This window comes from Nitratidesulfovibrio liaohensis (assembly GCF_011682075.1).
Taxonomy (GTDB): Bacteria; Desulfobacterota; Desulfovibrionia; order Desulfovibrionales; family Desulfovibrionaceae; genus Cupidesulfovibrio; species Cupidesulfovibrio liaohensis.
Genome location: NZ_VSMK01000813.1, coordinates 1 through 25,697, shown reverse-complemented (window position 1 = coordinate 25,697; position 25,697 = coordinate 1). Strand labels below are relative to the sequence as shown.

Sequence of the window (25,697 nt, the reverse complement as noted above, 5' to 3'; positions counted from 1 at the left end):
ATGGCGTCATATGCCACCTGTGCCCGCGTCGCGGAAGCGGCGTCCGGGTATTGCGTAGCTCCGGATGCTTATGGCGGGTCTCGGTGTGCCGCCACCGAACGTGAGGAACTCTGCAGCCTACGGCACCTGCCTCTCACCTCATGGCAGTCAGGCGTCGGACGGCAAGGGTACGTTTGCCAGATAACGGAGTAATCAACAATGACGACAGTTAGCAGTGATCGTATCAGAATCAAGCTGAAAGCTTACGATTACCGCATCCTCGACAAGGCTGTGGCGGAAATCGTGGATACGGCGCGCAACACGGGCGCCGGGGTGGCTGGTCCCATCCCCCTGCCCACCAACATTCACAAGTACACCGTCAACCGGAGCGTGCACGTCGACAAGAAGTCGCGCGAGCAGTTCGAAATGCGCATCCACAAGCGGCTCATGGACATCCTCGAGCCTACGCAGCAGACCGTGGACGCACTGGGCAAGCTGAGCCTGCCCGCCGGTGTGGACGTCGAAATCAAGCTCTAGTGAGAGGAAGTCATGGCTGAGAAATTGGGTATCCTGGGTCGCAAGGTCGGCATGACCCGCATTTTCGCCAGTGATGGTTCCGCCGTGGCTGTTACGGTCATCCAGGCCGGTCCCTGTCCGGTCATCCAGGTTCGCAACGGCGAGACCGACGGCTACGACGCCGTCCAGATCGCTTTTGAGGAAGCCAAGGAAAAGCACGTAACCAAGCCCGCCCGTGGCCACTTCGCCAAGGCAGGCAAGGGTCTTTTCCGCAACCTCCGCGAAATTCGCCTGGAAGCGCCTGCCGAATTCGAAGTCGGCCAGGAACTCACCGTGTCCCTGTTCGCCGCTGGCGAAAAGGTGAAGGTGACCGGCACCAGCATAGGCAAGGGGTACCAGGGCGTCATGCGCCGCTGGAACTTCGCCGGCTCCAAGGACACGCACGGCTGCGAAAAGGTGCATCGTTCCGGTGGTTCCATCGGTAACAACACCTTCCCGGGTCACGTGTTCAAGGGCAAGAAGATGGCTGGCCACTGGGGTGACGAGCGCGTGACGGTCAAGAATCTCGAGATCGTCGACATCCGCGCCGAAGACAACGTCATTCTGGTGAAGGGTGCCGTTCCCGGCCCCAAGAACGGCCTGGTCCTGGTGCGCAAGCAGTAACGAAATGAGGATGATCACATGGCTGTGGTGAAAGTATACGATCAGAACAAGAAGGAAGCCGGCGAACTGACGCTCGCTCCCGAGGTGTTCGAGGTCGAGGTGAAGCCTGAGATTCTCAATCTCGTGGTCCGTGCGCACCGCGCCGGGCTGCGCTCCGGCACCCATGCCACCAAGACCCGCGCCTTCGTCTCCGGCGGTGGTGCAAAGCCCTGGCGCCAGAAAGGCACCGGCCGCGCACGTTCCGGTTCGAACCGCTCGCCCATCTGGCGTGGTGGGGCCATCATTTTCGGCCCCCAGCCCCGCGAGTACGGCTTCAAGGTGAACAAGAAGGTCCGCCAGCTGGCCCTGAAGATGGCGCTCAGCTCGCGGCTTGCCGGCGAGAACCTGATGGTGGTCAAGGGCATCGAACTGCCCGAGATCAAGACCAAGCTGTTCGCCAAGGTGGCCGGTGCCCTGGGCCTCGAAAAGGCTCTGGTGATCACCGCCGAAGCGGATACCACCCTCGCCCTTTCGGCCCGCAACATTCCCGGCATTACCCTGATCACCGCCGACCAGCTCAGCGTCTACGAGATTCTGAAGCACCCGAAGCTGGTGATGTTCGAGGGCGCCGTCGAATCCGTCCAGGCCAGGCTGAAGTAGGGAGGTTGGTCATGGATTATACACAGATTCTCGTGAAGCCCCTGGTGTCCGAAAAGGCCACCTTCGTGAAGGAACAGGCCCAGCAGGTCGTGTTCTTCGTGAACCCCCGGGCCAACAAGATCGAAATCAAGAAGGCCGTCGAAGCCGCCTTCAAGGTCAAGGTGACCGACGTCAACGTCATCACCAAGAAGCCTTCTGACAAGGTCCGTCAGGGCCGCGTCGTGGGCCGGATCTCCGGCTGCAAGAAGGCCTATGTGACCCTGGCTCCCGGCGAAAAAATCGAATTCTTCGAGGGAGTGTAAGCAATGGCTGTTCGTAAGCTGAAACCGACATCTCCCGGTCGCCGCTTCCAGACCGTCTCGGATTTCGAGGAAGTCACCAGGAGCACGCCCGAGAAGTCCCTTACCGAGGGGCTGACCAAGAAGAGCGGTCGCAACAACAATGGCCGCGTGACCATGCGCCGTCGCGGCGGCGGTCACAAGCGCCTGTACCGCATCATCGACTTCCGTCGTAACAAGCTCGGTATCGCGGCCACCGTCGCGCACATCGAGTACGACCCCAACCGTACCGCCCGCATCGCGCTGCTGCACTACGCGGATGGCGAGAAGCGTTACATCCTCGCCCCGCTCGGCATCAAGCAGGGCGACATGGTGCAGGCTGGCGAAGGCGCGGACATCAAGCCTGGCAATGCCATGCCCATGGCCCGCATCCCGGTCGGTACCGTGCTGCACAACATCGAGCTCTACCCCGGTCGTGGCGGCCAGTTCTGCCGCGCCGCCGGTACCTACGCCCAGCTGGTGGCCAAGGAAGGCAAGTACGCCCTCCTGCGCATGCCTTCGGGCGAAGTGCGCAAGGTGCTTGCGGCCTGCTGCGCCACCATCGGCCAGGTCGGCAACGTGAACCACGAGAACATCTCGTTGGGCAAGGCTGGCCGCAATCGCTGGCTCGGCCGTCGTCCCAAGGTCCGCGGCGTCGCCATGAACCCCATCGACCACCCGTTGGGTGGTGGTGAAGGCCGCAGCTCCGGCGGTCGCCATCCGGTGACTCCGTGGGGCGTGCCCACCAAGGGGTACAAGACCCGCGATCGCAAGAAGGCTTCCACGAAGCTCATCGTCAAGCGTCGCGGTCAGAAGTAGGAGTAGAGCATGCCCAGATCCCTGAAGAAAGGTCCGTTCATCGACGACCATCTGATCAAGAAAGTGGAATTGGCCGTGTCGAACAGCGACCGCCGCGTCATCAAGACGTGGTCGCGTCGGTCCACCATCGCTCCCGAGATGGTCGGCCTGACGTTCGCGGTCCACAATGGGAAGAAGTTCATTCCCGTGTTCGTCACCGAGAACATGGTGGGTCACAAGCTGGGCGAATTCGCCCCGACCCGCACGTTCTACGGGCATGCCGCGGACAAGAAGAGCAAAGCAAAGAAGTAGTGGGTGAATCCGATGGAATCGAGAGCCACCGCGAAATTCATGCGTGTGTCGCCGCGTAAGGCCCGCCTGGTTGCCCAGAACGTGAAGGGGCTGCCTGTCGAAGACGCCATGAATATCCTGAAGTTCACGCCCAACAAGCCTGCCGACATCATCTTCGGCGTGCTTCGTTCCGCCCTCGCCAACGCCGAGCAGCTGCCCGGCATCGACGTGGACGCCATGGTCGTGAAGCAGATCGTCATCAACGAAGGCCCCACCTGGAAGCGGTTTCTTCCGCGTGCGCAGGGTCGCGCCACCAAGATTCGGAAGCGTACCAGCCACATCACCGTGATTCTCGCAGAAGGGCAGGAATAGGTTATGGGTCAGAAAGTACATCCTTACGGCTTCCGGCTGGGGTACAACAAGAACTGGCAGTCGCGCTGGTTCAGCAAGAAGGAATACCCCGGCTTCGTCTTCGAGGATCACAACATCCGCAAGTTCGTGAAGAAGACGCTGTACCACGCCGGTCTTTCCAAGATCGAGATCGAGCGCGCCGGCGGCAAGGTGCGGCTGATCCTCTCCACCGCGCGTCCGGGCATCGTCATCGGGCGCAAGGGCGTGGAAATCGAAAAGCTGCGTGGCGACCTGCGCAAGAAGTTCAAGCGCGAGTTCTCCATTGAAGTGAACGAAATCCGCCGCCCTGAAGTGGAAGCCCAGCTCGTTGCCGAAAACATCGCGCTGCAGCTTGAACGCCGCGTGGCCTTCCGTCGCGCCATGAAGCGCACGGTGTCCATGTCGCGCAAGTTCGGCGCCGAAGGCATCAAGGTGACCTGTTCCGGCCGCCTCGCCGGGGCCGAAATCGCCCGTACCGAATGGTACCGCGATGGTCGGGTGCCCCTGCAGACCCTGCGTGCCGACATCGACTTCGGTTTTGCCGAGGCCCGCACCACCTACGGGGTGATCGGCGTCAAGGTCTGGATTTTCAAGGGTGAAATTCTGGACAACGAGGTAGAACAGTAATGCTGAGCCCCAGAAAGGTTAAATTCCGCAAGTGGCAGAAGGGCCGTCTGCGTGGCATGGCCACCCGCGGCGCCACTGTCTCCTTCGGTGATATCGGTCTTAAGGCAGTAGAACACGGCAAGCTGTCCAGCCAGCAGATCGAGGCCGCCCGTATCGCCATGATGCGCCACATCAAGCGCGGCGGTAAGGTCTGGATCCGCATCTTCCCCGACCATCCGGTCACCGCCAAGCCCCTCGAAACCCGCCAGGGTTCCGGTAAGGGCGCCCCGGTGGGCTGGTGCGCTCCGGTGAAGCCGGGCCGCGTGCTTTACGAAATCAAGGGCGTCAGCCTGGAGCTGGCCAAGGAAGCTCTGACCCGCGCCGCCCACAAGCTCCCCATCAAGACGACCATTGTCGTGCGGGAGGGCCTCTAGAATGAACGCCGCAGAACTGAGAAAGCTCAGCGCTGAACAGCTCAAGGACAAGTTGGCCGAATCCCGCAAGGAACTGTTCGATCTGCGCTTCCGCCACGCCACCGCGCAGTTGGAGAAGACCTCCAACCTCCCGGCGACCAAGCGCGAGATCGCCCGGATTCTGACCATCCTGAAGGAAAAGGGGTAAGCCCATGTCCGAAGAACTGATGAACCGCAAGGGCAGGGTGCTCACCGGGATCGTCGTCAGCGACAAGAACGACAAGACCATTGTCGTCCGCGTCGAGACGCTGGTGCAGCATCCCCTGCTGAAGAAGTACGTGCGCCGCCGCAACAAGTTCACCGCTCACGATCCCCAGAACGAGTGCGGCATCGGCGACAAGGTGAAGATCATCGAGTACCGTCCGCTCAGCCGCAACAAGCGCTGGCATCTGGTCTCCATTCTCGAAAAAGCCGTGTAGGGGTTTGCGATGATCCAGGTAGAATCCACGCTGCAGGTGGCGGACAATTCCGGTGCGAAGAAAGTCGCGTGCATCAAGGTGCTCGGCGGCTCCAAGCGCCGCTACGCCACCGTGGGCGACATCGTCGTCGTTTCCGTGAAGGAAGCCCTGCCGCACTGCAAGGTGAAGAAGGGCGACGTGATGCAGGCCGTCATCGTGCGCACCCGCAAGGAAGTTCGCCGCGTCGACGGTTCGTACATCAAGTTCGATTCCAACGCGGCCGTTCTGCTGAACAAGCAGGGCGAGCCGGTGGGCACCCGCATCTTCGGCCCCGTTGCCCGTGAACTGCGCGGCAAGAACTTCATGAAGATCGTCTCGCTGGCGCCCGAAGTGCTCTAGGAGCCCACAAATGAAACAGTTCCGCATCCGCAAGGACGACAAAGTGGTCGTCATCGCCGGCAAGGACAAGGGCAAGATCGGCAAGGTGCTGAAGGTTCTTCCCAAGAAGGACGGAGTGCTTGTCGAGAAGGTCAACATGGTCAAGCGCCACATGCGCGCCAATCCGTACCGGCAGCAGCCGGGCGGCATCATCGAGAAGGAGATGCCTGTTGACATCTCCAACGTGATGGTGATGTGCGATGCGTGCGCCAAGGCCACCAAGGTGGGCTACCGCTACACCGAGGACGGCAAGAAAGTTCGCTTCTGCAAGAAGTGCAACGAAATCATTGGATAGGGTGAGAGACGATGACGCGTCTTGAACAGATATACCGCGAGAAAGTGGTTCCGGTATTGCAGAAGGAGTTCAACTACACTTCTTCGATGCAGGTTCCCGGGATTGAAAAAGTCTCTCTGAATATCGGCCTCGGCGCCGCGAGCCAGAACAACAAGTTGATGGAAGAAGCCATCAAGGAGTTGACCGCTATCGCCGGGCAGAAGGCCGTCGTGACCCGCGCAAAGAAGTCCATCGCGTCGTTCAAGCTGCGCGAAGGCATGCCCATCGGCTGCCGCGTGACGCTGCGCAAGGAACGCATGTGGGACTTCCTGGACAAGCTGATGAACTTCGCGCTGCCCCGCGTGCGCGACTTCAGAGGGATTCCGGACCGTGGCTTCGATGGCCGGGGCAATTTTACCCTGGGCATCAAGGAACACACCATTTTCCCCGAGCTGGAAGTGGATCGCGTTGACAACCCCAAGGGGATGAACATCACGATCGTTACCACTGCCCAGACGGACAAGGAAGGCAAGCTGCTGCTCGACCAGCTCGGCATGCCTTTCAAGAAGTAAGGAGAAACGGCTTTGTCTCGTACATCGCTTGAAGTGAAGGCGCAGCGCAAGCCCAAGTTCTCCGCACGCGCCTACAACCGTTGTCCGGTCTGCGGCCGCCCGCGTGCCTACATGCGCAAGTTCGGTCTTTGCCGTATCTGCTTCCGCAACATGGCCCTGCGCGGCGAACTGCCCGGCGTTCGCAAGTCGAGCTGGTAAGTCACCAAGGAGTAAGGAATGCTGACTGATCCTATTGCTGATATGCTTACGCGTATCCGCAACGCACACTTGGCCCTGCACAAGGAAGTGAGTGTGCCGCGCTCGAAGATCAAGGAATCCATCGCTGCCATCCTGAAGCAGGAAGGCTACATCGAAGATGTCGCGATGGAAGAGGCCGAGATCAAGATCTCCCTCAAGTATTTCAAAGGCAAGCCGGTCATTTCCGGCCTGAAGCGGGTGAGCAAGCCCGGCCGCCGGGTGTATGTCGGTTCCTCCGACATCCCCAAGGTCCAGAACGGCCTTGGCATCTGCATCCTGTCCACCTCCAGCGGTGTCCTTGCGGGCACGCAGGCCCGCGACCGCAAGGTCGGCGGTGAACTGCTCTGCGAAATCTGGTAGGGTACGGACATGTCGCGAATCGGTAAACTCCCCATCGCCATTCCTTCCGGCGTTGAAGTGAAGGTCGGGACCGAAGCCGTCGAGGTCAAGGGCCCGAAGGGCGTGCTTGTCACCCCCACCCACGCGGAACTGAACTACGCGGTGGAAGACGGCCATGTCGTCATCACCCGCGCCACCGAAACCCGTACCGCCCGTGCTCAGCACGGCCTGCGCCGCACCCTGCTTGCCAACTGCATCCAGGGCGTGACCAAGGGCTTCTCCAAGACCCTGGAAGTCATCGGCGTCGGCTACAAGGTTGCCGTGAAGGGCAATCTTGTGGAACTCGCGGTCGGTTTCTCGCACCCGGTCATCATGGAAATGCCCGAAGGCGTCGAAGCCAAGGTGGAAGGCCAGAAGCTGACCATCTCGGGCAACAGCAAGGAAGTGGTCGGCGAGATCGCCGCACGCATCCGCCGCGTGCGTAAGCCTGAACCCTACAAGGGCAAGGGCATCAAGTACGACAACGAGCAGATTCGCCGCAAGGCCGGCAAGTCTGGTGGCAAATAGGCAGGTATGAGAAAATGACGATGACCAAGAACGATGCCAGAAAGCGGCGCAAAGTCCGCATTCGCAAGAAGATCGCCGGGAGCACCGAGCGTCCCCGGCTGGTTGTCTACCGCTCGAACCTGCACGTCTACGCCCAGATCGTGGACGACGCCACCGGTGCCACGCTTGTTGCCACCTCCACCCTTGCCATCGGCAAGGCCCAGGCCGGGGCGCACTGCAACAAGGCCGGGGCGGAACTGGTGGGCAAGGAAATCGCGCGTCTTGCTGGCGAAAAGAGCATCAAGCGCGTGGTGTTCGACCGTAACGGCTACCTGTATCACGGGCGCATCAAGGCTGTTGCCGACGGTGCCCGTGAGGGCGGCCTGGAATTCTAACGGGTGGTAGGTACTGGCATGGAACAGAATGAGTTCGGGTTGGTAGAGAAGATTGTCTACCTTAACCGAGTTGCCAAGGTTGTGAAGGGCGGTCGCCGCTTCAGCTTCAGCGCCCTCGTTGTCGTGGGCGACGGCAAGGGCGCCGTGGGCTTCGGCCTCGGCAAGGCCCAGGAAGTGCCGGAAGCCCTGCGCAAGGCCACCGAACGCGCGAAGAAGGACATGGTCCAGATTCCGCTGGTGGACGGCACCCTTCCGTACGAAATCCAGGGCGAGTTCGGCGCCGGCTGCGTCATGCTGAAGCCCGCCTCCAAGGGTACCGGCATCATCGCCGGTGGTGCGGTGCGCGCCGTCATGGAAGCCGTGGGCGTGACCGACGTGCTTGCCAAGGCCATCGGCACCAACAACCCGCACAACGTGCTGCGCGCCACCATGGCGGGGCTTACCTCGCTGCGCAGCGCCGAGTACGTGAGCCAGCTTCGCGGCATGAAGCTCGAAGCGCCCAGAAAGTAGGACGCAATCATGATCAAGGTGAAGCTCGTACGCAGCTGGATCGGCTGCAACCCCAAGCAGCGCAAGGTTCTTGACGCGCTTGGCCTGCGAAAGATCCGTTGCGAGAAGTCGTTTGAGGACAATGCCGCCATTCGCGGCATGATCGCCGAAGTAAAGCACCTGGTCGAGGTCAGTGAATAATGAGACTGCACGAACTCTATCCGTTCGCCGAGGAACGGGCATCGCGCAAGCGCGTGGGCCGCGGTTCCGGTTCGGGGCTCGGCTGCACCTCCGGCAAGGGTAACAAGGGCCAGAACGCCCGCGCTGGTGGCGGTGTCCGCCCCGGTTTCGAAGGCGGCCAGATGCCGCTGCAGCGTCGTCTGCCCAAGCGCGGCTTCAAGAACGCTCCCTTCAAGGCAACCTACGAAGTGATCAACCTCGATCGCCTCGTGGCGTCCTTCGAAGGCAAGACCGACATCACGCTGGAAGACATCTACGCGCGCGGCCTGTGCAAGGCTGGCGCCTCGGTGAAGATTCTCGGCGTGGGCGAAGTCAGCGTGGCCCTTACGGTGGAAGCGCACAAGTTCAGCGCTTCCGCTGCCGAAAAGATCCGCAACGCCGGTGGCGAAGCCAAGGCACTGGAAGGGTAAGCCGTGGCGCTTAGTGGTGTAGAAAACCTGGCGCGTCTGCCGGAGCTTCGCAAGAAGCTCTTCTGGACGTTCCTGTTGCTGGCCGCATACCGCATCGGGGTTCACGTCCCGGTTCCCGGGGTGGATTCCGGAGCGCTGGCCGATTTCTTCGCCAGCGTCCAGAACACCCTTTTCGGCCTCTTCGACATGTTCTCCGGGGGCGGGCTCCGCAATCTGTCGGTGTTCGCCCTCGGTATCATGCCCTACATCTCCGCCTCCATCATCATCCAGCTTCTGCAGGTCGTAAGCCCTGAACTGAAGCGGATGTCCAAGGAGGAGGGGGCGGCGGGCCGCCGCAAGATCACCCAGTACACCCGGTACGCCACGGTGCTCATCACCGTGATCCAGGGCTTCGGCATCGCCGTGGGCCTGGAAAACATGCACAGCCCCGCGGGCGCGCCCGTGGTGCTGGATGCGGGCTGGGGCTTCCGGATGATCACCATCGCAACCCTGACCGCCGGCACCGTGTTGATCATGTGGCTTGGCGAGCAGATTACCGAGAAGGGAATCGGCAACGGCATTTCGCTGATCATCTTCTCGGGCATCGTCGCCGGCATTCCCGGCGGCATAGTCAAGTCGGCCCAGCTGATCAAGGCTGGCGACATGAGCGTGTTCACGGCGATTCTGGTACTGGCGCTGATGGCGGTGGTGCTTGGCTGCATCGTGTTCATGGAACGCGGGCAGCGGCGCATTCCCATCCATTACGCCAAACGACAGGTTGGCCGTAAGATGTTCGGCGGGCAGAGCACGCATCTGCCGTTGCGCATCAACACGGCGGGCGTCATTCCGCCCATCTTCGCCTCGTCGCTGCTGCTGTTCCCCGCGACCATCGCCAGCTTCTCGGCCAACGAGACGCTGAAGCACGTGGCCTCGTGGTTCGCGCCGCATACGGTGATGTACAACATCCTGTTCATCAGCCTCATCGTGTTCTTCTGCTTCTTCTACACGGCGATCATCTTCGACCCGAAGGACATCGCCGAAAACCTGAAGAAGGGCGGCGGGTTCATCCCCGGCATCCGCCCCGGGGACAAGACCCGGCAGTACATCGACAGAGTGCTTACCCGGATGACCATCTGGGGGGCCATCTACATATCCGCAATCTGCGTCCTGCCCATGATCCTCATCGCGCAGTTCAACGTGCCGTTCTATTTCGGCGGCACCAGCGTGTTGATTCTCGTGGGCGTGGCCATGGACTTCATGTCGCAGGTGGAATCGCACCTGATCTCACGGCAGTACGAGGGTCTCATGAACAAGACCCGCATCAAGGGACGGCAGTGAGTTGAAGAAGTTCCGCGGAGTCTTCATCAAGAATGACAACGAGATTGGCCTCCTTCGGGAGGCCAATCGAATCGTTGCCGCGATACTGGACGTCCTTGGCGAACACGTTCGCCCGGGCGTTTCGACGATGCATTTCGAAGAGCTGGCCCAGGCGGAATGCCGCAAGCACGGCGTCCGCCCGGCCTTTCAGGGCTATCACGGATTTCCGTTTGCCCTGTGCTGCTCGGTGAACGAAGAGGTGGTGCATGGCTTTCCCTCGACGAAGCGGATTCTCCAGGAAGGGGACATCGTCAGCTTCGACATGGGCGTCGTGTACGACGGCTTCTACGGCGACTCCGCCCGCACCTATCCGGTGGGGACGGTGAGCGACGAGGCCGCGCGCCTCATCCGCGTTACGCGCGAATCGCTCTTCGAGGGCATCGCCGAGGCGCGGGTGGGCAACACCCTGTACGACATCTCGGCGGCCGTGCAACGGCATGTCGAGGCTGCCGGTTTCGGGGTGGTGCGCAGGTTCGTGGGGCACGGCATTGGCCGGTCGCTGCACGAAAAGCCCGAAATACCCAACTTCGTGCCGCGCGGCATGCCTGGCGTTCCCCTGAAGCCGGGCATGGTGCTGGCCATCGAACCGATGGTCACGGTGGGGACGTACGAGGTGGAAATCCTTGCCGACAACTGGACCGCGGTCACCCGCGACCGCAAGCTGTCGGCCCATTTCGAACACAGCGTGGCCATCACGCCGGACGGGCCGATCATTCTCAGCCTGTCGCAGGCAGAGGCGGCGCGACTTGCCGGTTGACGGACGCCGGTGGGGGTGATATGCACCCCTGTTCCGACGTTGCTCTTCCGTCATGTCGGGCCAAAGACAAACAACGGAGTCGAACATGAAAGTCAGGCCTTCCGTCAAGAAGATGTGCCCCAAGTGCAAGGTTATCCGCCGCCGGGGCATTCTCAGGGTCATTTGCGACAACCCCCGGCACAAGCAGCGCCAGGGCTAAGCCGTCAGGAGTAAACAGTGGCCAGAATTGCAGGTGTCGATCTGCCCCGTGGCAAGCGCGTTGACATCGCCCTTACCTATATCTACGGTATCGGGCGCACTACCGCGCTTCAGATTCTGGATGTTACCGGCGTTGACTGGAGCCGGAACATCGATGACCTGAGCGCCGACGAAGTTAACGAAATCCGTAAGGAACTCGAGCAGAACCACAAGGTTGAAGGCGATCTCCGGCGTGAGATTTCCAGCAACATCAAGCGTCTGATGGACATTGGCTGCTACCGCGGCCTGCGCCATCGTCGCGGTCTGCCGGTTCACGGTCAGCGCACCCATACCAACGCCCGCACCCGCAAGGGCCCGCGTCGCGGCGCTGTCGGCAAGAAGAAGTAATCCAAGGCTAGCACAAAGGCGTGGAATCTCACCTGCGTCGCCAGGGCAAGCAAATTTCCCGGTGGCCAGCGCGGCACGGCTCTGTCATGACTGAGCTCGTTTTGAGGTTCCGGCTGCAAGCCCCCTAATTCTAGTCCGCAGAGAGTAAGTCATGGCAAGACCCAAGCGTACGGTCAAAAAGAAAGAGAAGAAGAACGTCCCGGTCGGGATTGTTCACATTCAGGCGACGTTCAACAACACCATCGTGACCTTCACGGACACGCGGGGAAACACCATCAGCTGGGCCAGCGCCGGGCAGAGCGGTTTCAAGGGCTCGCGCAAGAGCACCCCGTTCGCCGCGCAGGTGGCTGCCGAACAGGCGGCCAAGCGTGCCCAGGATCACGGCATGCGTACCGTGGGCATCTACGTCAAGGGCCCCGGCTCCGGCCGTGAAGCCGCCATGCGCGCAGTCAATGCCGCGGGCTTCAAGGTCGCCTTCATCCGTGACATCACCCCGATTCCCCACAACGGCTGCCGTCCGCCCAAGCGGCGCCGCGTCTAGTTAGGAGGATCCAGCCTTGGCTAAGTACAATGACGCAAAGTGCCGGATGTGCCGGCGTGAAGGCACCAAGCTTTTCCTCAAGGGCGACCGCTGCTACACCGACAAGTGCGCGTACGACCGTCGTCCTTACGCGCCCGGTCAGCATGGCCGCGCCCGCAAGAAGGTGAGCGACTACGCCGTCCAGCTGCGCGAGAAGCAGAAGGTCCGTCGCGTGTATGGCGTTCTTGAACGCCAGTTCCGCGGTTACTTCCACAAGGCCGACATGGCCAAGGGCGTGACCGGCGCCAACCTGCTGGCCATTCTCGAACGCCGCCTCGACAACGTGATCTACCGTCTCGGTTTCGCCAACTCGCGCCAGCAGGCGCGCCAGCTGGTGCGACACGGCATCTTCACGCTGAACGGCCGCAAGGCGAACATTCCTTCGATGCAGGTTCGCGTTGGCGACATCATCGAAGTGCCCGAAGCCAGCCGCAAGATCCCCGTGATCGCCGAGGCCCAGGAAGTTATTGCCCGTCGCGGCTGCCCCTCGTGGCTGGAAGTGGACGGTCCGAACTTCAAGGGCATGGTCAAGGCCCTGCCGCAGCGCGAAGACATTCAGTTCCCGATCAACGAACACCTGATTGTCGAGCTTTACTCCAAATAAGCGGGTGTGAGCATGCTCATCAAACAAGGCGACAGGCTTATCAACACCCGGAACTGGTCGGAGCTCGTGAAGCCCGAACAGATCACCCGGGACAGCGACCCGGCCGATGCCATGTACGGCAAGTTCGTGTGCGAACCGCTGGAACGTGGCTACGGCACCACCATCGGCAATGCGCTGCGTCGGGTTCTGCTGTCGTCGCTTCAGGGCGCGGCGTTCGTCTCGGTGAAGGTCTCGGGCGTACAGCACGAGTTCACCACCATTCCCGGCGTGCTTGAGGACGTGACCGACATCGTCCTCAACCTGAAGCAGGTGCGTCTTGCCATGGACACGGACGAGCCCCAGTTCCTGGAGCTTTCCGTGAACAAGAAGGGCGCGGTGAAGGCCGGCGACATCAAGACCAACCAGCACGTGATGGTCCTCAACCCCGACCTGCACATCGCCACGCTGACCGAAGACCTGGAACTCACCTTCGAGTTCGAGGTGCGCATGGGCAAGGGCTACGTGCCCGCGGACATGCACGAAGGCCTCAGCGAAGAGATCGGGCTGATCAAGCTGGATTCCAGCTTCGCCCCGGTCCGCAAGGTCGCCTACACGGTGGAGCAGGCTCGCGTCGGCCAGATGACCAACTACGACAAGCTCATCATCGAGGTCTGGACCGATGGGTCCGTGACCCCCGAAGATGCGATTGCCTACAGTGCGAAGATCATCAAGGACCAGATATCCGTCTTCATCAACTTCGATGAGCGCATTTCGGGTGAAAGTTCCGGCAATTCGTCGGGCAGCAGCGATCTTAACGAGAACCTGTTCAAGGGGATCGACGAGCTCGAACTGTCCGTGCGCGCCACCAACTGCCTGAAGAGCGCCAACATCACCCTGGTGGGCGAACTGGTTCAGAAGTCCGAGAACGAAATGCTGAAGACCAAGAACTTCGGGCGCAAGTCGCTGGATGAAATCAAGCGCGTGCTGTCCGACATGAACCTGGACTTCGGCATGAAGGTCGACGGCTTCGAGAAGAAATACCAGGAATGGAAGAGGAAGCAGCAAAATGAGGCATAGCAATTCCGGCAAGAAGCTGGGCAGAACGCCGTCCCACCGGAAGGCACTGTTCCGCAACATGGCCAAGGCCCTGCTGACTTACGGCAAGATCCGCACGACCGAGACCAAGGCCAAGGAACTGCGCCGCATCGTCGAACCGCTGATCACCCTGGCCCTGCGCAACGACCTGCACTCCCGCCGTCTGGCGTACGACGTGCTGGGTTCGCACCAGCTGGTCAAGCGCCTGTTCGACGACATCGGCCCCGCCTTTGTCGGCGTGTCCGGCGGCTTCACCCGCGTGGTGAAGCTGGGTCTGCCCCGCAAGGGCGACAACGCCCCGCTGGCGGTCATCGAACTGACCCACCAGCCCGCCGCCGCCGAAGCCCCGGCGGAAGAAAAGAAGGCCGCCGAGTAATCGGTTACGCCTTCGGCATCATGTACATCAACGGGGCGGACCGCATGGTCCGCCCCGTTTTTCGTCAGCAAAGGAAAAGGCCGCTCCGGGATGGGGCGGCCTTTTCATGTCAGGGGCTGTCGGGTGCTGTCGAGGGCATGTGCCGGGGGGGGGCAGAGGGCAGGGTGGTCCAGCCGCCGACAGGATGGCGGAAGATGGTGCGCGATCCTGCTACCGCAGCAGCAAACGCACGCCGCCGGGCAACTGTTCCAGCACCTCGCCCACGGGGTAGGCGGGGTCTCCGGTTTCGGCCAGCAGGGCAGTTGCCCGGCCCACCTGGTCCGGCGGCACGGCCAGCACCATGCCGCCAGAAGTCTGGGCGTCGAAGGCCACGTCGGCCAACTCGGGGCTGACACCGGGTTCCGCGTGCACGTACTTGTGGCAGTATGCGCGGTTGGCGTGGCTGCCTTCCGGCACCAGCCCCATGCTCGCCAGTTCCAGCACGCCGGGCAGCACAGGCAGGGCGGCGATGTCCAGGGCCACGGTGACCCCGGAGGCCCCGGCCATTTCCAGGCAGTGCCCGCCAAGGCCGAAGCCGGTGACGTCGGTGGCGGCCTTCAGTCGCAATTCACGGATCACCTGGCCCGCGCCCTTGTTCAGGCGCGCGGCCCAGCGGAACAGTTCTTCCTCGTGGGCGTCGCAGCCGGGCCAGTTGGCCTTGACTGCGGTGGCAAGAATGCCGGTGCCCAGCGGTTTGGTGAGCAGCAGGCGGTCGCCGGGGCGCAAACCGGCATTGGAGGCGATGACCTCTGGATCAATGAGGCCGGTGACGGACAGCCCGTACTTGATTTCATCGTCTTCCACGCTGTGGCCGCCCACCAGCGCAGCGCCCGCCTCGCGCATCGCGTCGGACCCGCCGCGCAGGATGTCGGCCAGGATGGATTCCGGCAACCGCTTTACCGGAAAGCAGACGATGTTCATGGCGCACCATGGTTCGCCGCCCATGGCGTAGACGTCAGACAGGGCGTTGGCTGCGGCGATGCGCCCGAACCGGTAGGGATCGTTGACGATGGGCGTGAAGAAGTCCAGCGTCTGCACGATGGATTGACCACCGGGCAGGCGCACCACGGCCGCGTCCTCGTTGTGACGCGTGCCCACGATGACCCTGTCTTCAACGGACGGGTCGCGCGGCAGCCCCGCCAGGATGCGCTCCAGGTCCCCCGGAGCCACCTTGGCGGCTCAACCGGCGGCCTTGACCGAATCGACCAGACGGATGCGGCTCATGCCTTGTCCTTGTGACGGGTCTTGGTGTTGCCAGCTTCGGCGCCCGTTGCATGGCCGTTGCGCAGGTGGCTGGTATGCTCGCCGAGGAAGGCGGCAAAGGCCACCGCCGCAGGGAACTGGTGCCGCCGGGCATGCCGTACCGAGTGGAATTGTCGCGCAGGGCGACAATCGTCCAGTTGCAGTTCCACCAGTTCGCCACGGGCGATGCTTTCGGCCACGGCCAGGCGCGAGGTGGCGCTGATCCCAAGGCCCGCGCGCACGTACTGCACGACAGCCTGGGTGCTGTCCACCACCAGGGCCACCGGCAGTCGCCGCACGTCCATGCCTGCGGCGGCCAGGGACTCGGCAAAGGTGCGCCGCGTACCGGACCCGGCCTCGCGCATGATCCACGGCCACTGGGCCAGTTCCTCGACCTGTACGTGACGCCTGCCGCCTGCAAGCTCCGGCGCGGCCACCACCACCAGTTCGTCGTCCACCAGCGGTTCGAACACCAGGTCGGAGTGCGGCTCCACCGCGCCCACCAGCCCCAGCATCAGCTCGCCATCGGTGACGCGCTGCACGATGTCCGCCGTGTCGCCCACGCGCAGGTGCACGCGCACCGAGGGATAGGTGCGCACGAACCCGGCGATGACCTCCGGCAGGACGTGATGCGCGGGTATGGTACTGCCGCCAACCACAAGATCGCCGCTGACCTCGTCGCGCAGTTGGCCGATTTCGGCCTCTGCGGCGGCAAGGCTGGCAAACGCCTCCGACGCGCGCCGGTACAGCACTTCTCCGGCGGGCGTGGGCAGCACCTGCCGACCCATGCGGTCGAGCAGGCGGACGCCCAGTTCCTTTTCCAGTGCAAGGACGTGCGCGCTGATGGTGGGCTGGGACAGGAACAGGTCCGCCCCGGCCCGCGAGAAGCTGCGCAGTTCGTAGACCTTGCAGAATGCTTCGAGTCTTCTGAAATCCAGCATGTCGATTGTGTATATTGATGGAAACGATACGTCAAGAAAGCTGGAGGGTTGGAAACCATCTTTCTCATGCGTGCCCGGCGTTGCGGCAGGCTGGAGGGGGAGGGGCGGGAGGAAATACGGGCCGGGCGGAGATACGCGCTGAGCCCGGCCCCTCGACGTCGCGCGTGCACCCACCCGGAGTGCCGCGCCTGTCCCGGCACGGGCTTGCGCTCCGTTGGCACAAATGGTAAAGGAGCGGGCTTTCCGAAGCGTTGCCGAACCGCCACCGGACCGCCTTCCACCATGCGCACAGCCGCACGGGTGGGGGCGCCGGGCTGACGGCCTCGGATCGCGCCGTCGCACTGCCGGGGTGGCGGAACTGGTATACGCGCTGGTCTTAGAAGCCAGTGGTTCACACCGTGCGGGTTCAATCCCCGCCCCCGGCACCAGCGCCGCCGCGCCGCTTTCCCGTAACGGGGCAGGGCAGGGGCGACGGGCACCAACAAGATTTTCACAAGGAGCGCAGCACCATGGAATATACCGTCGAAGATCTTTCCCCGGTCAAGAAAAAGGTCAACATCTCGGTGCCTGTTGAAGAGGTGGAGGCCGCCCTGTCCGCCGCCATCGCCATGTACCGCACCAACATGAGCCTCGACGGGTTCCGCAAGGGCAAGGTGCCCTCGAATCTGGTCGAAAGCCGCTTCCGCAAGGAAATCTACGGCGAGGCCACCCAGGACCTCGTCAACGTGCATATCAACGAAGTGATGACCGCGCTGGACGCCAACCCCATCTCGCGCATCGACTTCGACGGCGGGCAGCTGGAACGCGGCACCCCCTTCGAATACAGCATTTCCTTCGAAGTGCTGCCCGAATTCGACCTGCCCGACTACGACGGCTTTGCCGTGGAGCAGGAAAAGGCCGTGGTGGACATGAAGGAAGTGGATGAAGTCATCACCCGCATCCGCACCAACATGGCCGAACTGGTGCCCGTGGCCGAAGCGCGCCCCGGCAAGGACGGCGACGTGGTGGTGCTGGACTTCGCCGCGTTCGAGAACGGCGAGCCCGTGGAAGGCATCAGCGCCGAGAACTTCCAGATGAACCTTGGCGACCGCCAGGCTCTGGAAGACTTTGAGAGCCTGGTGAAGACCCTGGCTCCCGGCCAGGAAGGCGAAGGCCCTCTGAATTTCCCGGCGGACTTCATCAACCCCGACTTCGCTGGCAAGAGCCTGACCGTCAAGGTCAAGGTGCACGCCGTGAAGGAACGCCGCCTGCCCGAGGCCAACGACGACCTGGCCCAGAAGGCCGGTGGCTTCGAGTCCATGGACAAGATGCGTGAGGCGGTCACCTCTTCCTACATGCAGAGCCGCACCCAACTGGTGAAGGCCACCGCCCAGAAGACCATGCTGGACAAGCTGCTGAAGATGGTGGACTTCCCCCTGCCCGAATCCATGGTGGACATGTACGTCGGCCACCTGCTGGATGACATGCGCTCCAAGCTGGAACGCCAGGGCAAGAGCATGGAATCCCTGGGCAAGAAGCCTGAGGAACTGCGCGCCGAAGTGCGCCCCGAAGCCGAGCAGGTGACCCGCACCCAGATATTCCTGCTGCGCGCCGCCCGCAAGGAAGGCGTGGAAGTGAACGAGCAGGAGATCGACGCCCAGATCCAGCAGATCGCCATGCGCTCCGGCCAGGACTACAATGCCCTGAAGGACTACTACATCAAGAACAACCTGATCTTCTCGCTGCGCGACCGCATGCTGGCCGACAAGGCCATGGACGCCATCTACGAGAAGGCCGCCGTGACCGAGGTGGAGCCCGCCGCGAAGTAGCGGCCGCTTTGCCCGCGCACGCGAACCGGCCCGCCCGGTTCATGGACGCATGTTCGGAGCAGGGGGGGTGCACCCGCACCTTCCCTGCCCTTGTTTTGGCGGGTGGTTCGTAAAGCATCGCGGCTTTCGACCGACAAGACTGGTGAGTGACGCACGGCGGCGGGCGCTCCGACCATGAAATACGGCCAGACGGCCGGGCCGCCACGGGCGCCTTGTGGTGCGGTGCGGTCTTCTGCTATCCTTCGGGCAACGAGTAAGTTCCGCACCGGCCCGTGTCTTCCCGGTGGCCGTTCCGGCCATGGCCCGGCAGATCAGGCCATGGCTTGGCAAGTCAGTCCAGCACTTGGCAAGTCAGGCCCCTGACATGGCCGGAGACGATGCGGCATGCGCCGGAACCGGGTGCGCGTCAGAGCATGCGGTTGGCCGTCAGCCGTACTGGCGGCGGAACCGGAACCCGGCGCCCGGCCCCGGAATGCGGCCCCCCGGCCGCCCGGACCAGAAATCACCAACGCACACGGCAGCACGCGACAGCACGCGGCAGTTCACGCCGATACACGCAGGAGAGGCACATGCCAGTTCCCATAGTCATCGAGACCTCGGGCCGTTCCGAACGCGCCTACGACATCTATTCGCGCCTGCTGAAGGACCGCATCATCCTGCTCGGTACCCCCATCGACGACCAGATCGCCTCGCTCATCTGCGCGCAGCTGCTGTTCCTCGAATCGGAAAACCCCGAGAAGGAAATCTACCTGTACATCAACTCGCCGGGCGGCGCGGTGACGGCGGGCATGGCCATCTACGACACCATGCAATACATCACCTCGCCCGTGGCCACCCTGTGCCTGGGCCAGGCCGCCAGCATGGGCGCGCTGCTGCTGGCCGCCGGCGCCCCCGGCATGCGTCACGCCCTGCCCAACAGCCGCATCATGATCCACCAGCCCTCGGGCGGTTTCTCCGGGCAGGCCAGCGATATCGACATCCAGGCCCGAGAAGTGCTGCGCATGAAGGCCAACCTGAACGAAATCATGGCCCGCCACACCGGCCAGCCCGTGGAACGGGTTGCCGACGACACCGAGCGTGATTACTTCATGGGACCCGCCGAGGCCAAGGAATACGGCATCATCGACAGCATCCTCACCTCGCGGCGGGATGCCACGCAGAACCAAGCGAAGTAGGTACATCATGGCCAATACCAAGGGCAGCTCGGAACGCGAGCTGCGTTGTTCCTTCTGCGGCAAGGGGCAGGACGCCGTCCAGCGCCTCATTGCCGGGCCCGGCGTCTACATCTGCGACGAATGCGTCTCGTTGTGCAACGAGATCATCGCGCAGGAGCACATCACCGAAACGGTGGAAGAGGGCAAGCTGCTCACCCCCGCCGAGATCAAGGCCAAGCTCGACGAATACGTGATCGGCCAGCATCAGGCCAAGAAGATACTGTCCGTGGCGGTGCACAACCACTACAAGCGGGTCTTCTTCGCCAGCGCCCTTGGCGGCGAGGTGGAACTGGAAAAGAGCAACATCCTGCTCATCGGTCCTTCCGGCAGCGGCAAGACCCTGCTGGCGAAGACGCTGGCCCGCGTGCTGAAGGTGCCCTTCGCCATCGCCGACGCCACCACCCTGACGGAAGCCGGCTACGTGGGCGAGGACGTGGAGAACATCCTGGTCCAGCTGCTCCAGAACGCCGACTACGACATTGAGGCGGCGTCCAAGGGCATCATCTACATAGATGAAATCGACAAGATATCCCGCAAGGGCGACGGCCCCTCCATCACCCGCGACGTGTCGGGCGAAGGGGTGCAGCAGGCCCTGCTGAAGATCATCGAAGGCACCGAGGCCAACATCCCGCCCAAGGGCGGACGCAAGCACCCGCAGCAGGAATTCATCAGGATGGACACCTCGAACATCCTGTTCATCCTCGGCGGGGCGTTCATCGGGCTGGACAAGCTGATCGGGCAGCGCATCGGCGGCGGGGCCATGGGCTTCGGCGCCAAGGTGGCCACCCGCAAGGATCTGCCCTTCGGCGAACTGCTGGGCCAGGTGCACCCCAACGACCTGGTCAAGTTCGGCCTGATTCCCGAATTCGTGGGCCGCATCCCCGTGGTCACCCACGTGGAGGAACTGAGCGAGGACGACCTGGTGCGCATCCTTACCGAGCCCAAGAACGCGCTGGTGCGCCAGTACCAGAAGCTGTTCGAACTGGACAAGGTGAACCTGCGCTTCACCGCCAACGCGCTGAAGAGCATCGCCAGCCAGGCCATCGAACGCAAGACCGGCGCGCGCGGCCTGCGCAACGTCATGGAATCGGTGATGCTCGACATCATGTACAAGCTGCCCTCGCAGCAGGACATCAAGGAGTGCGTCATCAACCGCGCCGTGGTGGAAAAAAGCCGCGAACCGGTGATGATCTATCACACCGAGGCCAAGACCGGCTCCTAGCGAATGCAACGGCGCGGTCCGCAAGGGCCGCGCCGTTATGGTTCTGTCCCGAGTGCCGTGCTGATGCGGCCCCGTGACGCCCGTGATGCTTATGACGTCCACTGGCACCCGACCGGCCCCGTTGTCCCTGTCGCTGGAGTCCGCCCCTTTCCCCATCCACGGGAGAAACTTTCACGGGGGGCGGCCGCGCATGGACCACCCGGCTTGGCGTCAACTGCGGATTTCCGCCCGGTACCCCGCAGGGTACCACGGCAATCGCCCCGCCGCCCCTTCGGGGGTGCGTTGACAACGGGAATCGGGACACTAGTTTGTGTGCATTGTGCCCCGTCTCGCACGCGGGGCTCCCGCGCCCCCTTCCGGCGCGCGGGCACCCGGCGGCCCCTGCCGCCGTTCTGGAGGAATGAATGAGCGATTTCGACGTTGATGGCGAAAAGGCCCGTCCTGTTCTGGACCTGCCGCTGATGTCGCTGCGCGAGGTGGTGATGTTCCCGCGCTCCATCGTGCCCCTGTTCGTGGGGCGCGAGGCGTCCATCCGGGCCATCGAGAACGCCATCTCCGATTACGGCAAGAAGATATTCCTGGTGGCCCAGCGCGAGCCCGAAGTGGAAAAGCCCGGCGGCGAAGACCTGTTCGAGGTCGGCACCGTCAGCAAGATACTGCAACTGCTGCGCCTGCCCGACGGCACCATCAAGGTGCTGTTCGAAGGCCTGTACCGCGCCCGCTGGGAAGCCCTTGGCGAAGAAGGCGAGGGCGAATTTCCCCGCGCCTCCATCCTGCCCCTGCGCGAATCCGACGCCCTGACCGCCGAGTCCGAGGCCTTGGTGCGCGCCACGCAGGAAGCGCTGGAGGAATACAGCAAGATCAACAAGAAGCTGGCGCAGGAAACCCTGCTGGCCATCACCGCCATAAACACGGCGGGCCGCCTGGCCGACGCGGTGATGCCCCACCTGAAGGTGGACTATCGCAAGAAGCAGGAAGTGCTGGAACTGGAAGACCCGGTGGTGCGCCTTGAAAAGGTGTACGAGCTGCTCCAGGGCGAGATCGCCATCTCGTCCATGGAAAAGCGCATCAAGAACCGCGTCAAGAACCAGATGGAGCGCAACCAGCGCGAGTACTACCTGAACGAGCAGATCAAGGCCATCCACAAGGAGATGGGCCGCGAGGAAGACCCCCAGGCCGAGGTCAACGAGCTTGAACAGCGCCTGGCGGAAAAGAATATGCCCGACGAGGCGCGCGAGAAGGCCCTGCGCGAGATGAAGAAGCTGCGCCAGATGCCGCCTTCGTCCGCCGAGTACACCGTGGTGCGCAACTACGTGGACTGGATTCTCGATCTGCCGTGGAACACCCTGAAGGAAACCGAGATCGACATCGAGAAGGCCCGCACGGTTCTCGACGCCGACCACTACGGCCTGGAAAAGCCCAAGGAGCGCATCCTTGAGTACCTGGCCGTCCAGAAGCTGGTGAACCGCCTGAAGGGCCCCATCCTGTGCCTGGTCGGCCCCCCCGGCGTGGGCAAGACCTCGCTGGCCAAGTCCGTGGCCAAGGCCACGGGCCGCGAGTTCGTGCGCCTTTCCCTTGGCGGCGTGCGCGACGAGGCCGAAATCCGCGGCCATCGCCGTACCTACGTGGGTGCGCTGCCCGGCAAGATCATCCAGTCGCTGAAGCGGGTGAAGTTCAACAACCCCCTGTTCTGCCTGGACGAAATCGACAAGATGAGCATGGACTTCCGGGGCGACCCTTCCGCCGCCCTGCTGGAAGTGCTGGATCCCGAGCAGAACAACACCTTCAACGACCACTATCTGGACATGGACTACGACCTGTCACAGGTGTTCTTCATCACCACGGCCAACAGCCTGCATTCCATCCCCCTGCCGTTGCAGGACCGCATGGAAATCATCCGGCTGCCCGGCTACCTCGAAACGGAAAAGCGCCGCATCGCGCGCGAATTCCTGCTGCCCAAGCAGATCGAGGCCCACGGCATCAAGCCCGAGAACGTGAAGATGTCGGACAACGCCGTGCTGGAGATGATCCGCACCTACACCCGCGAGGCCGGGGTGCGTAACCTCGAGCGCGAACTGGCGGGCGTGTGCCGCAAGGTGGCCATGCAGATCGTCGAGGCCGACGACCTGGACAAGACGGTCACCGTCACCCGGCAGAACCTGTCCCAGTTCCTGGGCGTGAAGAAGTTCCGCTACGGCGAGCGCGAGGCCAACGCGCAGGTGGGCGTGACCACCGGCCTTGCCTGGACCGAACTTGGCGGCGAACTGCTGATGGTGGAAACCGCCCTCATGCCAGGTACCGGCAAGGTGGTCATCACCGGCAAGCTCGGCGACGTCATGACCGAATCGGCCAAGGCCGCCCTGTCCTACGTGCGCTCGCGGTCCAACATGTTCGGCCTGCGCAGCGACTTCCACAAGGACATCGACATCCACGTGCACGTGCCCGAAGGCGCCACCCCCAAGGACGGCCCCTCGGCAGGCATCACCCTGGCCACCTCGCTGGTCTCGGCGCTGCTCGGCGTGCCCGTGCGCAACGACGTGGCCATGACCGGCGAGATCACCCTGCGCGGTCGCGTGCTGCCCATCGGCGGCCTGCGCGAAAAGCTGCTGGCCGCGCACCGGGGCCTGATCACCAAGGTGCTCGTGCCGCGCGACAACAAGAAGGACCTCAAGGACGTCCCCGACGAAATCCTCAAGGACCTGACCATCACCTTCGTGGATCACGTGGACGAAGTGCTGCCCCTGGCACTCGAAAGCGAAGCCGAAGCCATCTTCTCCGGTCGTGCCGACGAAGGCCTGCCGCTCTTCCGCACCCTGCGCGAAGGCGCGGGCTGCGAAGTGACCCCGCCCGTATCCACGGCGCACTAGGCGGCGTGGTAGCAAGGGTGATTTGATGCAAGAGTAACCGGGGGAGGGAGGGGGCTTTGACGCTCTGCGGTCGCCATCCGTAAGGTTCGCGCTACGCGCGCACCCAACGGCTGGTGCAAAGCCCCTCCCTTCCCCCGGCCCCCCTTCCCACCCGCAAACGTTTTGTTTGGTCTGGTGAGCCCCCGTAGCGGAAACGCGACGGGGGCTCTTTGTTTGCGAAGGGCTGTTGGGGAGAGGGGAGGATTTCGGTACGTCAAATAGGAGCCGCCCCGTCCTGAACGGCAGGGCGGGGCGGTCCGTATCCTGGGCGTGGTGCCCGTGCCCTGGCCCCGCTGGCGCGCGGGGCCGGGCGTCGGAATTTGTGTGTCAGCGCAGGCTGGTGCCCACGCTGGGCCGGATGGGGCCAAGGCGCGAGGCGTCCACCAGCAGCGGGCGCAGTTCCTCGGAAACCGGCACCGTGGCGGTGCCCATGGCCAGCACCTCGTTGGATGGGGTGTGGATGAGCCGCATGTTGAAGCGCACGGCCTTGGGGGTGATGGTGTAGGTGCCCGCCAGAATGGCCACGCTGGACACGTTCTGGGTGCCCAGCAGTTCCGTCTTGCGGGTCAGCAGCAGTTCGCCCGTTTCCGGCTGGAACAGGATGGTGCGGCCCTTGCGGATTTCCTGCACCCGGTAGCCCGCCTGCACGAACCAGCGGGACATTTCTTCCGCCATCTGGCGGGCCAGCCCGTTGGCGCCTTCCAGGTCGCCAAGGTCCACCGGGGTGGTGACCATGATGCTGATGCCCTTGGCGGGCGGGGCTTCCTGCCCCAGTTTGCGGGCCATCTGCACGTCCATGGCGGCGGCCATGGCGTCGGCGGCTTCGGGCACGCTGGCGGCGGCCGCCGCCAGAGGCAGCAGCAGGCCTATGGTCAGCACGAGCAGGGCGAGTATGCGCTTCATGGGATGCTCCGGAATCGCCGCGTCAGCGCAGCGTCTTTATCTGGCGGTCCACAACGTCCACTTCGCGGGCCAGGGCGTCGCGCACGTCGTCGGAGCGCGCGGCGGCAAGGGCCAGCAGGTAGTGTTCGCGGGCCAGTTCGTAGCGGCCCTGGGCCTGATAGGTGCGGCCCTGGTGCCAGTTGTGCAGGGCCTCGTCGCTTTCCGGCACCGAGGCCACCTGCCTGCCGCACCCGGCAAGGACGGGCAAAGCCAGGCTGGCCAGCAGCAGAAGGATGGCGGGGGTACGCATGGCAGAAGTCCTCGCGGCTATTTCCGGGCAGTCCGGTCGAAATCGCCGATGTTCATGGAGCCGCCCATCAGCTTGCGTCCGGTATTGGCCAGCATGCGGCCCAACAGGCCGTTGGCGGGCATCACCAGTTCCGCCGTGCGCAGCACCAGGCCGTCCGCCGCGCGGATCAGCCGGGCATTGATGAACACGCTGTACTTGTCGCGGTAGTAGGTGCCCGCCACGAACACGGCCCAGCCTTCGCGCGCGGGCAGCACGCCCACGTTGCGCGACAGCAGGAATTCGCCTTCGCCCTCGCGCGGGCGCAGGGTGCCGGGCAGGCGGTATTCACGCACGGGAAAGCCGCGCTGGTTGAATTCGTAGAACAACTGCTCGGCGATGTACCGGCCCAGCGACGACGATTCGTCGAAGTCGTCCTGGTTCACGAACGACGTGGGCAGGGCAATGTACCCCATCAGGGCATCGTTGGGCACCGTGGCCAACAACTGGTCCACCAGTTCACGCACCTTCAGCTTCAGCTCGCGGGCTTCCATGTAGTTGGGGTCCGCCTGAGGGCGCGGCACGCCCTTGCTCCAGAACATGCCGCCCTGATTGTCGGGCACCATGAAGCCGTTGTCGTGGGTGACCACCGTGGACAGGGGCATGGTTTGCCCGTTCACGTTGGCCTCGCCCGATTCCCTGGCCTCCAGCGGGGCGCCGGGGTCCGCGCCAAGGCGTGGGGGTTGAGGCGCCATGGACGCGGGCTGCGGCGGCACGCCCTGCGACTGGCGCATCTCGGCCACTGCGGTTGCGCC

At 63.3% G+C, this 25,697-nt stretch carries 37 protein-coding genes, 1 tRNA gene and 1 pseudogene; 34 read left to right on the top strand and 5 right to left on the bottom strand.

All coding sequences use genetic code 11. The annotated features are described in order from the left end of the window. Nucleotides 1-198: 198 nt before the first annotated feature. The 29 genes from rpsJ (at nt 199) to rplQ (ending at nt 14,342) form a co-directional block, all read left to right on the top strand. A complete protein-coding gene (gene rpsJ / locus FVW27_RS20525) occupies nt 199-516 on the top strand; it encodes a 30S ribosomal protein S10 (RefSeq protein WP_007521013.1) in 318 nt (105 codons plus the stop codon). A gap of 12 nt (nt 517-528) precedes the next feature. Then, entirely contained in the window at nt 529-1,158 is a 630-nt protein-coding gene (gene rplC, locus FVW27_RS20520) for a 50S ribosomal protein L3 (protein WP_012611246.1), read from the top strand. Between the two features lie 18 nt (nt 1,159-1,176). Then, nucleotides 1,177-1,797, top strand: coding sequence for a 50S ribosomal protein L4 (gene rplD, locus FVW27_RS20515; RefSeq protein ID WP_167128971.1), 621 nt, complete (start codon nt 1,177-1,179; stop codon nt 1,795-1,797). 11 nt (nt 1,798-1,808) lie between these two features. Then, nucleotides 1,809-2,099 (top strand): 50S ribosomal protein L23, encoded by a 291-nt coding sequence (gene rplW, locus FVW27_RS20510; protein WP_012611248.1) that lies wholly within the window; start codon nt 1,809-1,811, stop codon nt 2,097-2,099. A 3-nt stretch (nt 2,100-2,102) separates the two neighbouring features. Next, nucleotides 2,103-2,933 (top strand): 50S ribosomal protein L2, encoded by an 831-nt coding sequence (rplB, locus tag FVW27_RS20505; protein WP_012611249.1) that lies wholly within the window; start codon nt 2,103-2,105, stop codon nt 2,931-2,933. A 9-nt stretch (nt 2,934-2,942) separates the two neighbouring features. Beyond that, nucleotides 2,943-3,224 carry a 30S ribosomal protein S19 gene (gene rpsS / locus FVW27_RS20500; RefSeq protein WP_007521020.1) on the top strand — a complete coding sequence of 94 codons (282 nt, stop codon included), beginning with the start codon at nt 2,943-2,945 and terminating at the stop codon, nt 3,222-3,224. A gap of 12 nt (nt 3,225-3,236) precedes the next feature. Then, a complete protein-coding gene (rplV, locus tag FVW27_RS20495) occupies nt 3,237-3,575 on the top strand; it encodes a 50S ribosomal protein L22 (protein ID WP_035063955.1) in 339 nt (112 codons plus the stop codon). A 3-nt stretch (nt 3,576-3,578) separates the two neighbouring features. Next, complete coding sequence (gene rpsC / locus FVW27_RS20490) at nt 3,579-4,220, top strand: 30S ribosomal protein S3 (protein ID WP_007521024.1); 642 nt, start codon at nt 3,579-3,581, stop codon at nt 4,218-4,220. Next, entirely contained in the window at nt 4,220-4,633 is a 414-nt protein-coding gene (gene rplP / locus FVW27_RS20485) for a 50S ribosomal protein L16 (protein ID WP_012611251.1), read from the top strand. The genes rpsC and rplP overlap by 1 nt, the downstream gene beginning before the upstream one ends. Before the next feature lies 1 nt (nt 4,634). Continuing rightward, nucleotides 4,635-4,820, top strand: coding sequence for a 50S ribosomal protein L29 (rpmC, locus tag FVW27_RS20480; protein ID WP_007521028.1), 186 nt, complete (start codon nt 4,635-4,637; stop codon nt 4,818-4,820). Nucleotides 4,821-4,824: 4 nt separating this feature from the next. Beyond that, complete coding sequence (rpsQ, locus tag FVW27_RS20475) at nt 4,825-5,091, top strand: 30S ribosomal protein S17 (RefSeq protein ID WP_007521031.1); 267 nt, start codon at nt 4,825-4,827, stop codon at nt 5,089-5,091. A 9-nt stretch (nt 5,092-5,100) separates the two neighbouring features. After that, a complete protein-coding gene (gene rplN, locus FVW27_RS20470) occupies nt 5,101-5,469 on the top strand; it encodes a 50S ribosomal protein L14 (protein WP_007521033.1) in 369 nt (122 codons plus the stop codon). A gap of 10 nt (nt 5,470-5,479) precedes the next feature. Further along, complete coding sequence (rplX, locus tag FVW27_RS20465; RefSeq protein WP_167128968.1) at nt 5,480-5,803, top strand: 50S ribosomal protein L24; 324 nt, start codon at nt 5,480-5,482, stop codon at nt 5,801-5,803. An 11-nt stretch (nt 5,804-5,814) separates the two neighbouring features. After that, entirely contained in the window at nt 5,815-6,354 is a 540-nt protein-coding gene (gene rplE / locus FVW27_RS20460) for a 50S ribosomal protein L5 (protein ID WP_007521038.1), read from the top strand. 12 nt (nt 6,355-6,366) lie between these two features. Continuing rightward, nucleotides 6,367-6,552 carry a type Z 30S ribosomal protein S14 gene (locus tag FVW27_RS20455; protein ID WP_007521040.1) on the top strand — a complete coding sequence of 62 codons (186 nt, stop codon included), beginning with the start codon at nt 6,367-6,369 and terminating at the stop codon, nt 6,550-6,552. 18 nt (nt 6,553-6,570) lie between these two features. Then, on the top strand, nt 6,571-6,951 hold the full coding sequence (gene rpsH, locus FVW27_RS20450; RefSeq protein ID WP_167128964.1) for a 30S ribosomal protein S8: 381 nt from the start codon (nt 6,571-6,573) through the stop codon (nt 6,949-6,951). A gap of 9 nt (nt 6,952-6,960) precedes the next feature. Continuing rightward, nucleotides 6,961-7,497: a 50S ribosomal protein L6 gene (rplF, locus tag FVW27_RS20445; protein ID WP_035063962.1), complete on the top strand. Its 537-nt coding sequence runs from the start codon at nt 6,961-6,963 to the stop codon at nt 7,495-7,497. A 14-nt stretch (nt 7,498-7,511) separates the two neighbouring features. Next, entirely contained in the window at nt 7,512-7,871 is a 360-nt protein-coding gene (rplR, locus tag FVW27_RS20440) for a 50S ribosomal protein L18 (RefSeq protein WP_007521046.1), read from the top strand. Between the two features lie 18 nt (nt 7,872-7,889). Continuing rightward, nucleotides 7,890-8,381, top strand: coding sequence for a 30S ribosomal protein S5 (rpsE, locus tag FVW27_RS20435; protein WP_167128961.1), 492 nt, complete (start codon nt 7,890-7,892; stop codon nt 8,379-8,381). Between the two features lie 9 nt (nt 8,382-8,390). After that, the gene (gene rpmD, locus FVW27_RS20430; RefSeq protein ID WP_035063968.1) at nt 8,391-8,561 is read left to right on the top strand and encodes a 50S ribosomal protein L30; all 171 of its coding nucleotides are present in this window, start codon (nt 8,391-8,393) and stop codon (nt 8,559-8,561) included. Next, nucleotides 8,561-9,010 carry a 50S ribosomal protein L15 gene (gene rplO, locus FVW27_RS20425; protein WP_012611257.1) on the top strand — a complete coding sequence of 150 codons (450 nt, stop codon included), beginning with the start codon at nt 8,561-8,563 and terminating at the stop codon, nt 9,008-9,010. Before rpmD ends, rplO begins: the two co-directional genes overlap by 1 nt. A 3-nt stretch (nt 9,011-9,013) precedes the next feature. Further along, nucleotides 9,014-10,327: a preprotein translocase subunit SecY gene (gene secY / locus FVW27_RS20420; RefSeq protein WP_167128957.1), complete on the top strand. Its 1,314-nt coding sequence runs from the start codon at nt 9,014-9,016 to the stop codon at nt 10,325-10,327. A 1-nt stretch (nt 10,328) separates the two neighbouring features. Further along, on the top strand, nt 10,329-11,123 hold the full coding sequence (map, locus tag FVW27_RS20415) for a type I methionyl aminopeptidase (protein WP_167128954.1): 795 nt from the start codon (nt 10,329-10,331) through the stop codon (nt 11,121-11,123). A gap of 85 nt (nt 11,124-11,208) precedes the next feature. After that, nucleotides 11,209-11,322: a 50S ribosomal protein L36 gene (gene rpmJ, locus FVW27_RS20410; protein ID WP_007521055.1), complete on the top strand. Its 114-nt coding sequence runs from the start codon at nt 11,209-11,211 to the stop codon at nt 11,320-11,322. Nucleotides 11,323-11,339: 17 nt separating this feature from the next. Then, entirely contained in the window at nt 11,340-11,708 is a 369-nt protein-coding gene (gene rpsM, locus FVW27_RS20405; protein WP_012611260.1) for a 30S ribosomal protein S13, read from the top strand. Between the two features lie 151 nt (nt 11,709-11,859). Beyond that, a complete protein-coding gene (gene rpsK, locus FVW27_RS20400) occupies nt 11,860-12,249 on the top strand; it encodes a 30S ribosomal protein S11 (protein WP_007521058.1) in 390 nt (129 codons plus the stop codon). Nucleotides 12,250-12,265: 16 nt separating this feature from the next. Then, nucleotides 12,266-12,892 carry a 30S ribosomal protein S4 gene (gene rpsD / locus FVW27_RS20395; protein WP_035063976.1) on the top strand — a complete coding sequence of 209 codons (627 nt, stop codon included), beginning with the start codon at nt 12,266-12,268 and terminating at the stop codon, nt 12,890-12,892. 12 nt (nt 12,893-12,904) lie between these two features. Beyond that, a complete protein-coding gene (locus tag FVW27_RS20390) occupies nt 12,905-13,948 on the top strand; it encodes a DNA-directed RNA polymerase subunit alpha (RefSeq protein WP_007521063.1) in 1,044 nt (347 codons plus the stop codon). Further along, nucleotides 13,938-14,342, top strand: coding sequence for a 50S ribosomal protein L17 (rplQ, locus tag FVW27_RS20385; RefSeq protein ID WP_167128952.1), 405 nt, complete (start codon nt 13,938-13,940; stop codon nt 14,340-14,342). Before FVW27_RS20390 ends, rplQ begins: the two co-directional genes overlap by 11 nt. A 210-nt stretch (nt 14,343-14,552) precedes the next feature. Here the strand turns inward: rplQ and selD are convergent, their stop codons facing one another. Next, nucleotides 14,553-15,605, bottom strand: coding sequence for a selenide, water dikinase SelD (selD, locus tag FVW27_RS20380; RefSeq protein WP_167128949.1), 1,053 nt, complete (start codon nt 15,603-15,605; stop codon nt 14,553-14,555). After that, nucleotides 15,602-16,564 (bottom strand): selenium metabolism-associated LysR family transcriptional regulator, encoded by a 963-nt coding sequence (locus FVW27_RS20375; protein ID WP_167128946.1) that lies wholly within the window; start codon nt 16,562-16,564, stop codon nt 15,602-15,604. The genes selD and FVW27_RS20375 overlap by 4 nt, the downstream gene beginning before the upstream one ends. A gap of 343 nt (nt 16,565-16,907) precedes the next feature. Here FVW27_RS20375 and FVW27_RS20370 point away from each other — a divergent pair. The 5 genes and pseudogenes from FVW27_RS20370 (at nt 16,908) to lon (ending at nt 23,675) form a co-directional block, all read left to right on the top strand. Then, nucleotides 16,908-16,992: transfer RNA gene (locus FVW27_RS20370), tRNA-Leu, on the top strand. Nucleotides 16,993-17,073: 81 nt separating this feature from the next. Beyond that, nucleotides 17,074-18,372 carry a trigger factor gene (gene tig / locus FVW27_RS20365; RefSeq protein ID WP_167128943.1) on the top strand — a complete coding sequence of 433 codons (1,299 nt, stop codon included), beginning with the start codon at nt 17,074-17,076 and terminating at the stop codon, nt 18,370-18,372. 566 nt (nt 18,373-18,938) lie between these two features. Beyond that, nucleotides 18,939-19,547 (top strand): annotated as a pseudogene (gene clpP, locus FVW27_RS20360) (ATP-dependent Clp endopeptidase proteolytic subunit ClpP); the annotation flags it as partial. A gap of 7 nt (nt 19,548-19,554) precedes the next feature. After that, complete coding sequence (gene clpX / locus FVW27_RS20355; RefSeq protein WP_167128936.1) at nt 19,555-20,808, top strand: ATP-dependent Clp protease ATP-binding subunit ClpX; 1,254 nt, start codon at nt 19,555-19,557, stop codon at nt 20,806-20,808. Nucleotides 20,809-21,212: 404 nt separating this feature from the next. Next, nucleotides 21,213-23,675 (top strand): endopeptidase La, encoded by a 2,463-nt coding sequence (gene lon, locus FVW27_RS20350; RefSeq protein WP_167128933.1) that lies wholly within the window; start codon nt 21,213-21,215, stop codon nt 23,673-23,675. 366 nt (nt 23,676-24,041) lie between these two features. On the opposite strand, the gene FVW27_RS20345 is transcribed toward lon, so the two are convergent. From FVW27_RS20345 to FVW27_RS20335, 3 genes are all read right to left on the bottom strand, one after another. Further along, the gene (locus tag FVW27_RS20345; RefSeq protein WP_012611270.1) at nt 24,042-24,617 is read right to left on the bottom strand and encodes a FlgO family outer membrane protein; all 576 of its coding nucleotides are present in this window, start codon (nt 24,615-24,617) and stop codon (nt 24,042-24,044) included. Between the two features lie 22 nt (nt 24,618-24,639). After that, on the bottom strand, nt 24,640-24,906 hold the full coding sequence (locus tag FVW27_RS20340; protein ID WP_167128930.1) for a hypothetical protein: 267 nt from the start codon (nt 24,904-24,906) through the stop codon (nt 24,640-24,642). 17 nt (nt 24,907-24,923) lie between these two features. Beyond that, nucleotides 24,924-25,697 (bottom strand): FlgO family outer membrane protein (locus tag FVW27_RS20335; protein WP_167128927.1); only part of this gene is annotated, 774 nt, incomplete at its 5' end.

Coding starts and splice junctions, on each gene's coding strand:
- clpX (WP_167128936.1), top strand. CDS start 19,555: ATGGCCAATACCAAGGGCAGCTCGGAACGCGAGCTGCGTTGTTCCTTC.
- rpsK (WP_007521058.1), top strand. CDS start 11,860: ATGGCAAGACCCAAGCGTACGGTCAAAAAGAAAGAGAAGAAGAACGTC.
- rpsS (WP_007521020.1), top strand. CDS start 2,943: ATGCCCAGATCCCTGAAGAAAGGTCCGTTCATCGACGACCATCTGATC.
- FVW27_RS20375 (WP_167128946.1), bottom strand. CDS start 16,564: ATGCTGGATTTCAGAAGACTCGAAGCATTCTGCAAGGTCTACGAACTG.
- rpsH (WP_167128964.1), top strand. CDS start 6,571: ATGCTGACTGATCCTATTGCTGATATGCTTACGCGTATCCGCAACGCA.
- rplC (WP_012611246.1), top strand. CDS start 529: ATGGCTGAGAAATTGGGTATCCTGGGTCGCAAGGTCGGCATGACCCGC.
- rplD (WP_167128971.1), top strand. CDS start 1,177: ATGGCTGTGGTGAAAGTATACGATCAGAACAAGAAGGAAGCCGGCGAA.
- rplR (WP_007521046.1), top strand. CDS start 7,512: ATGACGATGACCAAGAACGATGCCAGAAAGCGGCGCAAAGTCCGCATT.
- rplF (WP_035063962.1), top strand. CDS start 6,961: ATGTCGCGAATCGGTAAACTCCCCATCGCCATTCCTTCCGGCGTTGAA.
- rplX (WP_167128968.1), top strand. CDS start 5,480: ATGAAACAGTTCCGCATCCGCAAGGACGACAAAGTGGTCGTCATCGCC.
- rplW (WP_012611248.1), top strand. CDS start 1,809: ATGGATTATACACAGATTCTCGTGAAGCCCCTGGTGTCCGAAAAGGCC.
- FVW27_RS20340 (WP_167128930.1), bottom strand. CDS start 24,906: ATGCGTACCCCCGCCATCCTTCTGCTGCTGGCCAGCCTGGCTTTGCCC.
- rplB (WP_012611249.1), top strand. CDS start 2,103: ATGGCTGTTCGTAAGCTGAAACCGACATCTCCCGGTCGCCGCTTCCAG.
- rpsJ (WP_007521013.1), top strand. CDS start 199: ATGACGACAGTTAGCAGTGATCGTATCAGAATCAAGCTGAAAGCTTAC.
- rpsQ (WP_007521031.1), top strand. CDS start 4,825: ATGTCCGAAGAACTGATGAACCGCAAGGGCAGGGTGCTCACCGGGATC.
- rpsC (WP_007521024.1), top strand. CDS start 3,579: ATGGGTCAGAAAGTACATCCTTACGGCTTCCGGCTGGGGTACAACAAG.
- rpsE (WP_167128961.1), top strand. CDS start 7,890: ATGGAACAGAATGAGTTCGGGTTGGTAGAGAAGATTGTCTACCTTAAC.
- rpmJ (WP_007521055.1), top strand. CDS start 11,209: ATGAAAGTCAGGCCTTCCGTCAAGAAGATGTGCCCCAAGTGCAAGGTT.
- rplP (WP_012611251.1), top strand. CDS start 4,220: ATGCTGAGCCCCAGAAAGGTTAAATTCCGCAAGTGGCAGAAGGGCCGT.
- rplE (WP_007521038.1), top strand. CDS start 5,815: ATGACGCGTCTTGAACAGATATACCGCGAGAAAGTGGTTCCGGTATTG.
- rplQ (WP_167128952.1), top strand. CDS start 13,938: ATGAGGCATAGCAATTCCGGCAAGAAGCTGGGCAGAACGCCGTCCCAC.
- rplO (WP_012611257.1), top strand. CDS start 8,561: ATGAGACTGCACGAACTCTATCCGTTCGCCGAGGAACGGGCATCGCGC.
- rpmD (WP_035063968.1), top strand. CDS start 8,391: ATGATCAAGGTGAAGCTCGTACGCAGCTGGATCGGCTGCAACCCCAAG.
- FVW27_RS20345 (WP_012611270.1), bottom strand. CDS start 24,617: ATGAAGCGCATACTCGCCCTGCTCGTGCTGACCATAGGCCTGCTGCTG.
- rpmC (WP_007521028.1), top strand. CDS start 4,635: ATGAACGCCGCAGAACTGAGAAAGCTCAGCGCTGAACAGCTCAAGGAC.
- FVW27_RS20390 (WP_007521063.1), top strand. CDS start 12,905: ATGCTCATCAAACAAGGCGACAGGCTTATCAACACCCGGAACTGGTCG.
- lon (WP_167128933.1), top strand. CDS start 21,213: ATGAGCGATTTCGACGTTGATGGCGAAAAGGCCCGTCCTGTTCTGGAC.
- tig (WP_167128943.1), top strand. CDS start 17,074: ATGGAATATACCGTCGAAGATCTTTCCCCGGTCAAGAAAAAGGTCAAC.
- rplV (WP_035063955.1), top strand. CDS start 3,237: ATGGAATCGAGAGCCACCGCGAAATTCATGCGTGTGTCGCCGCGTAAG.
- rplN (WP_007521033.1), top strand. CDS start 5,101: ATGATCCAGGTAGAATCCACGCTGCAGGTGGCGGACAATTCCGGTGCG.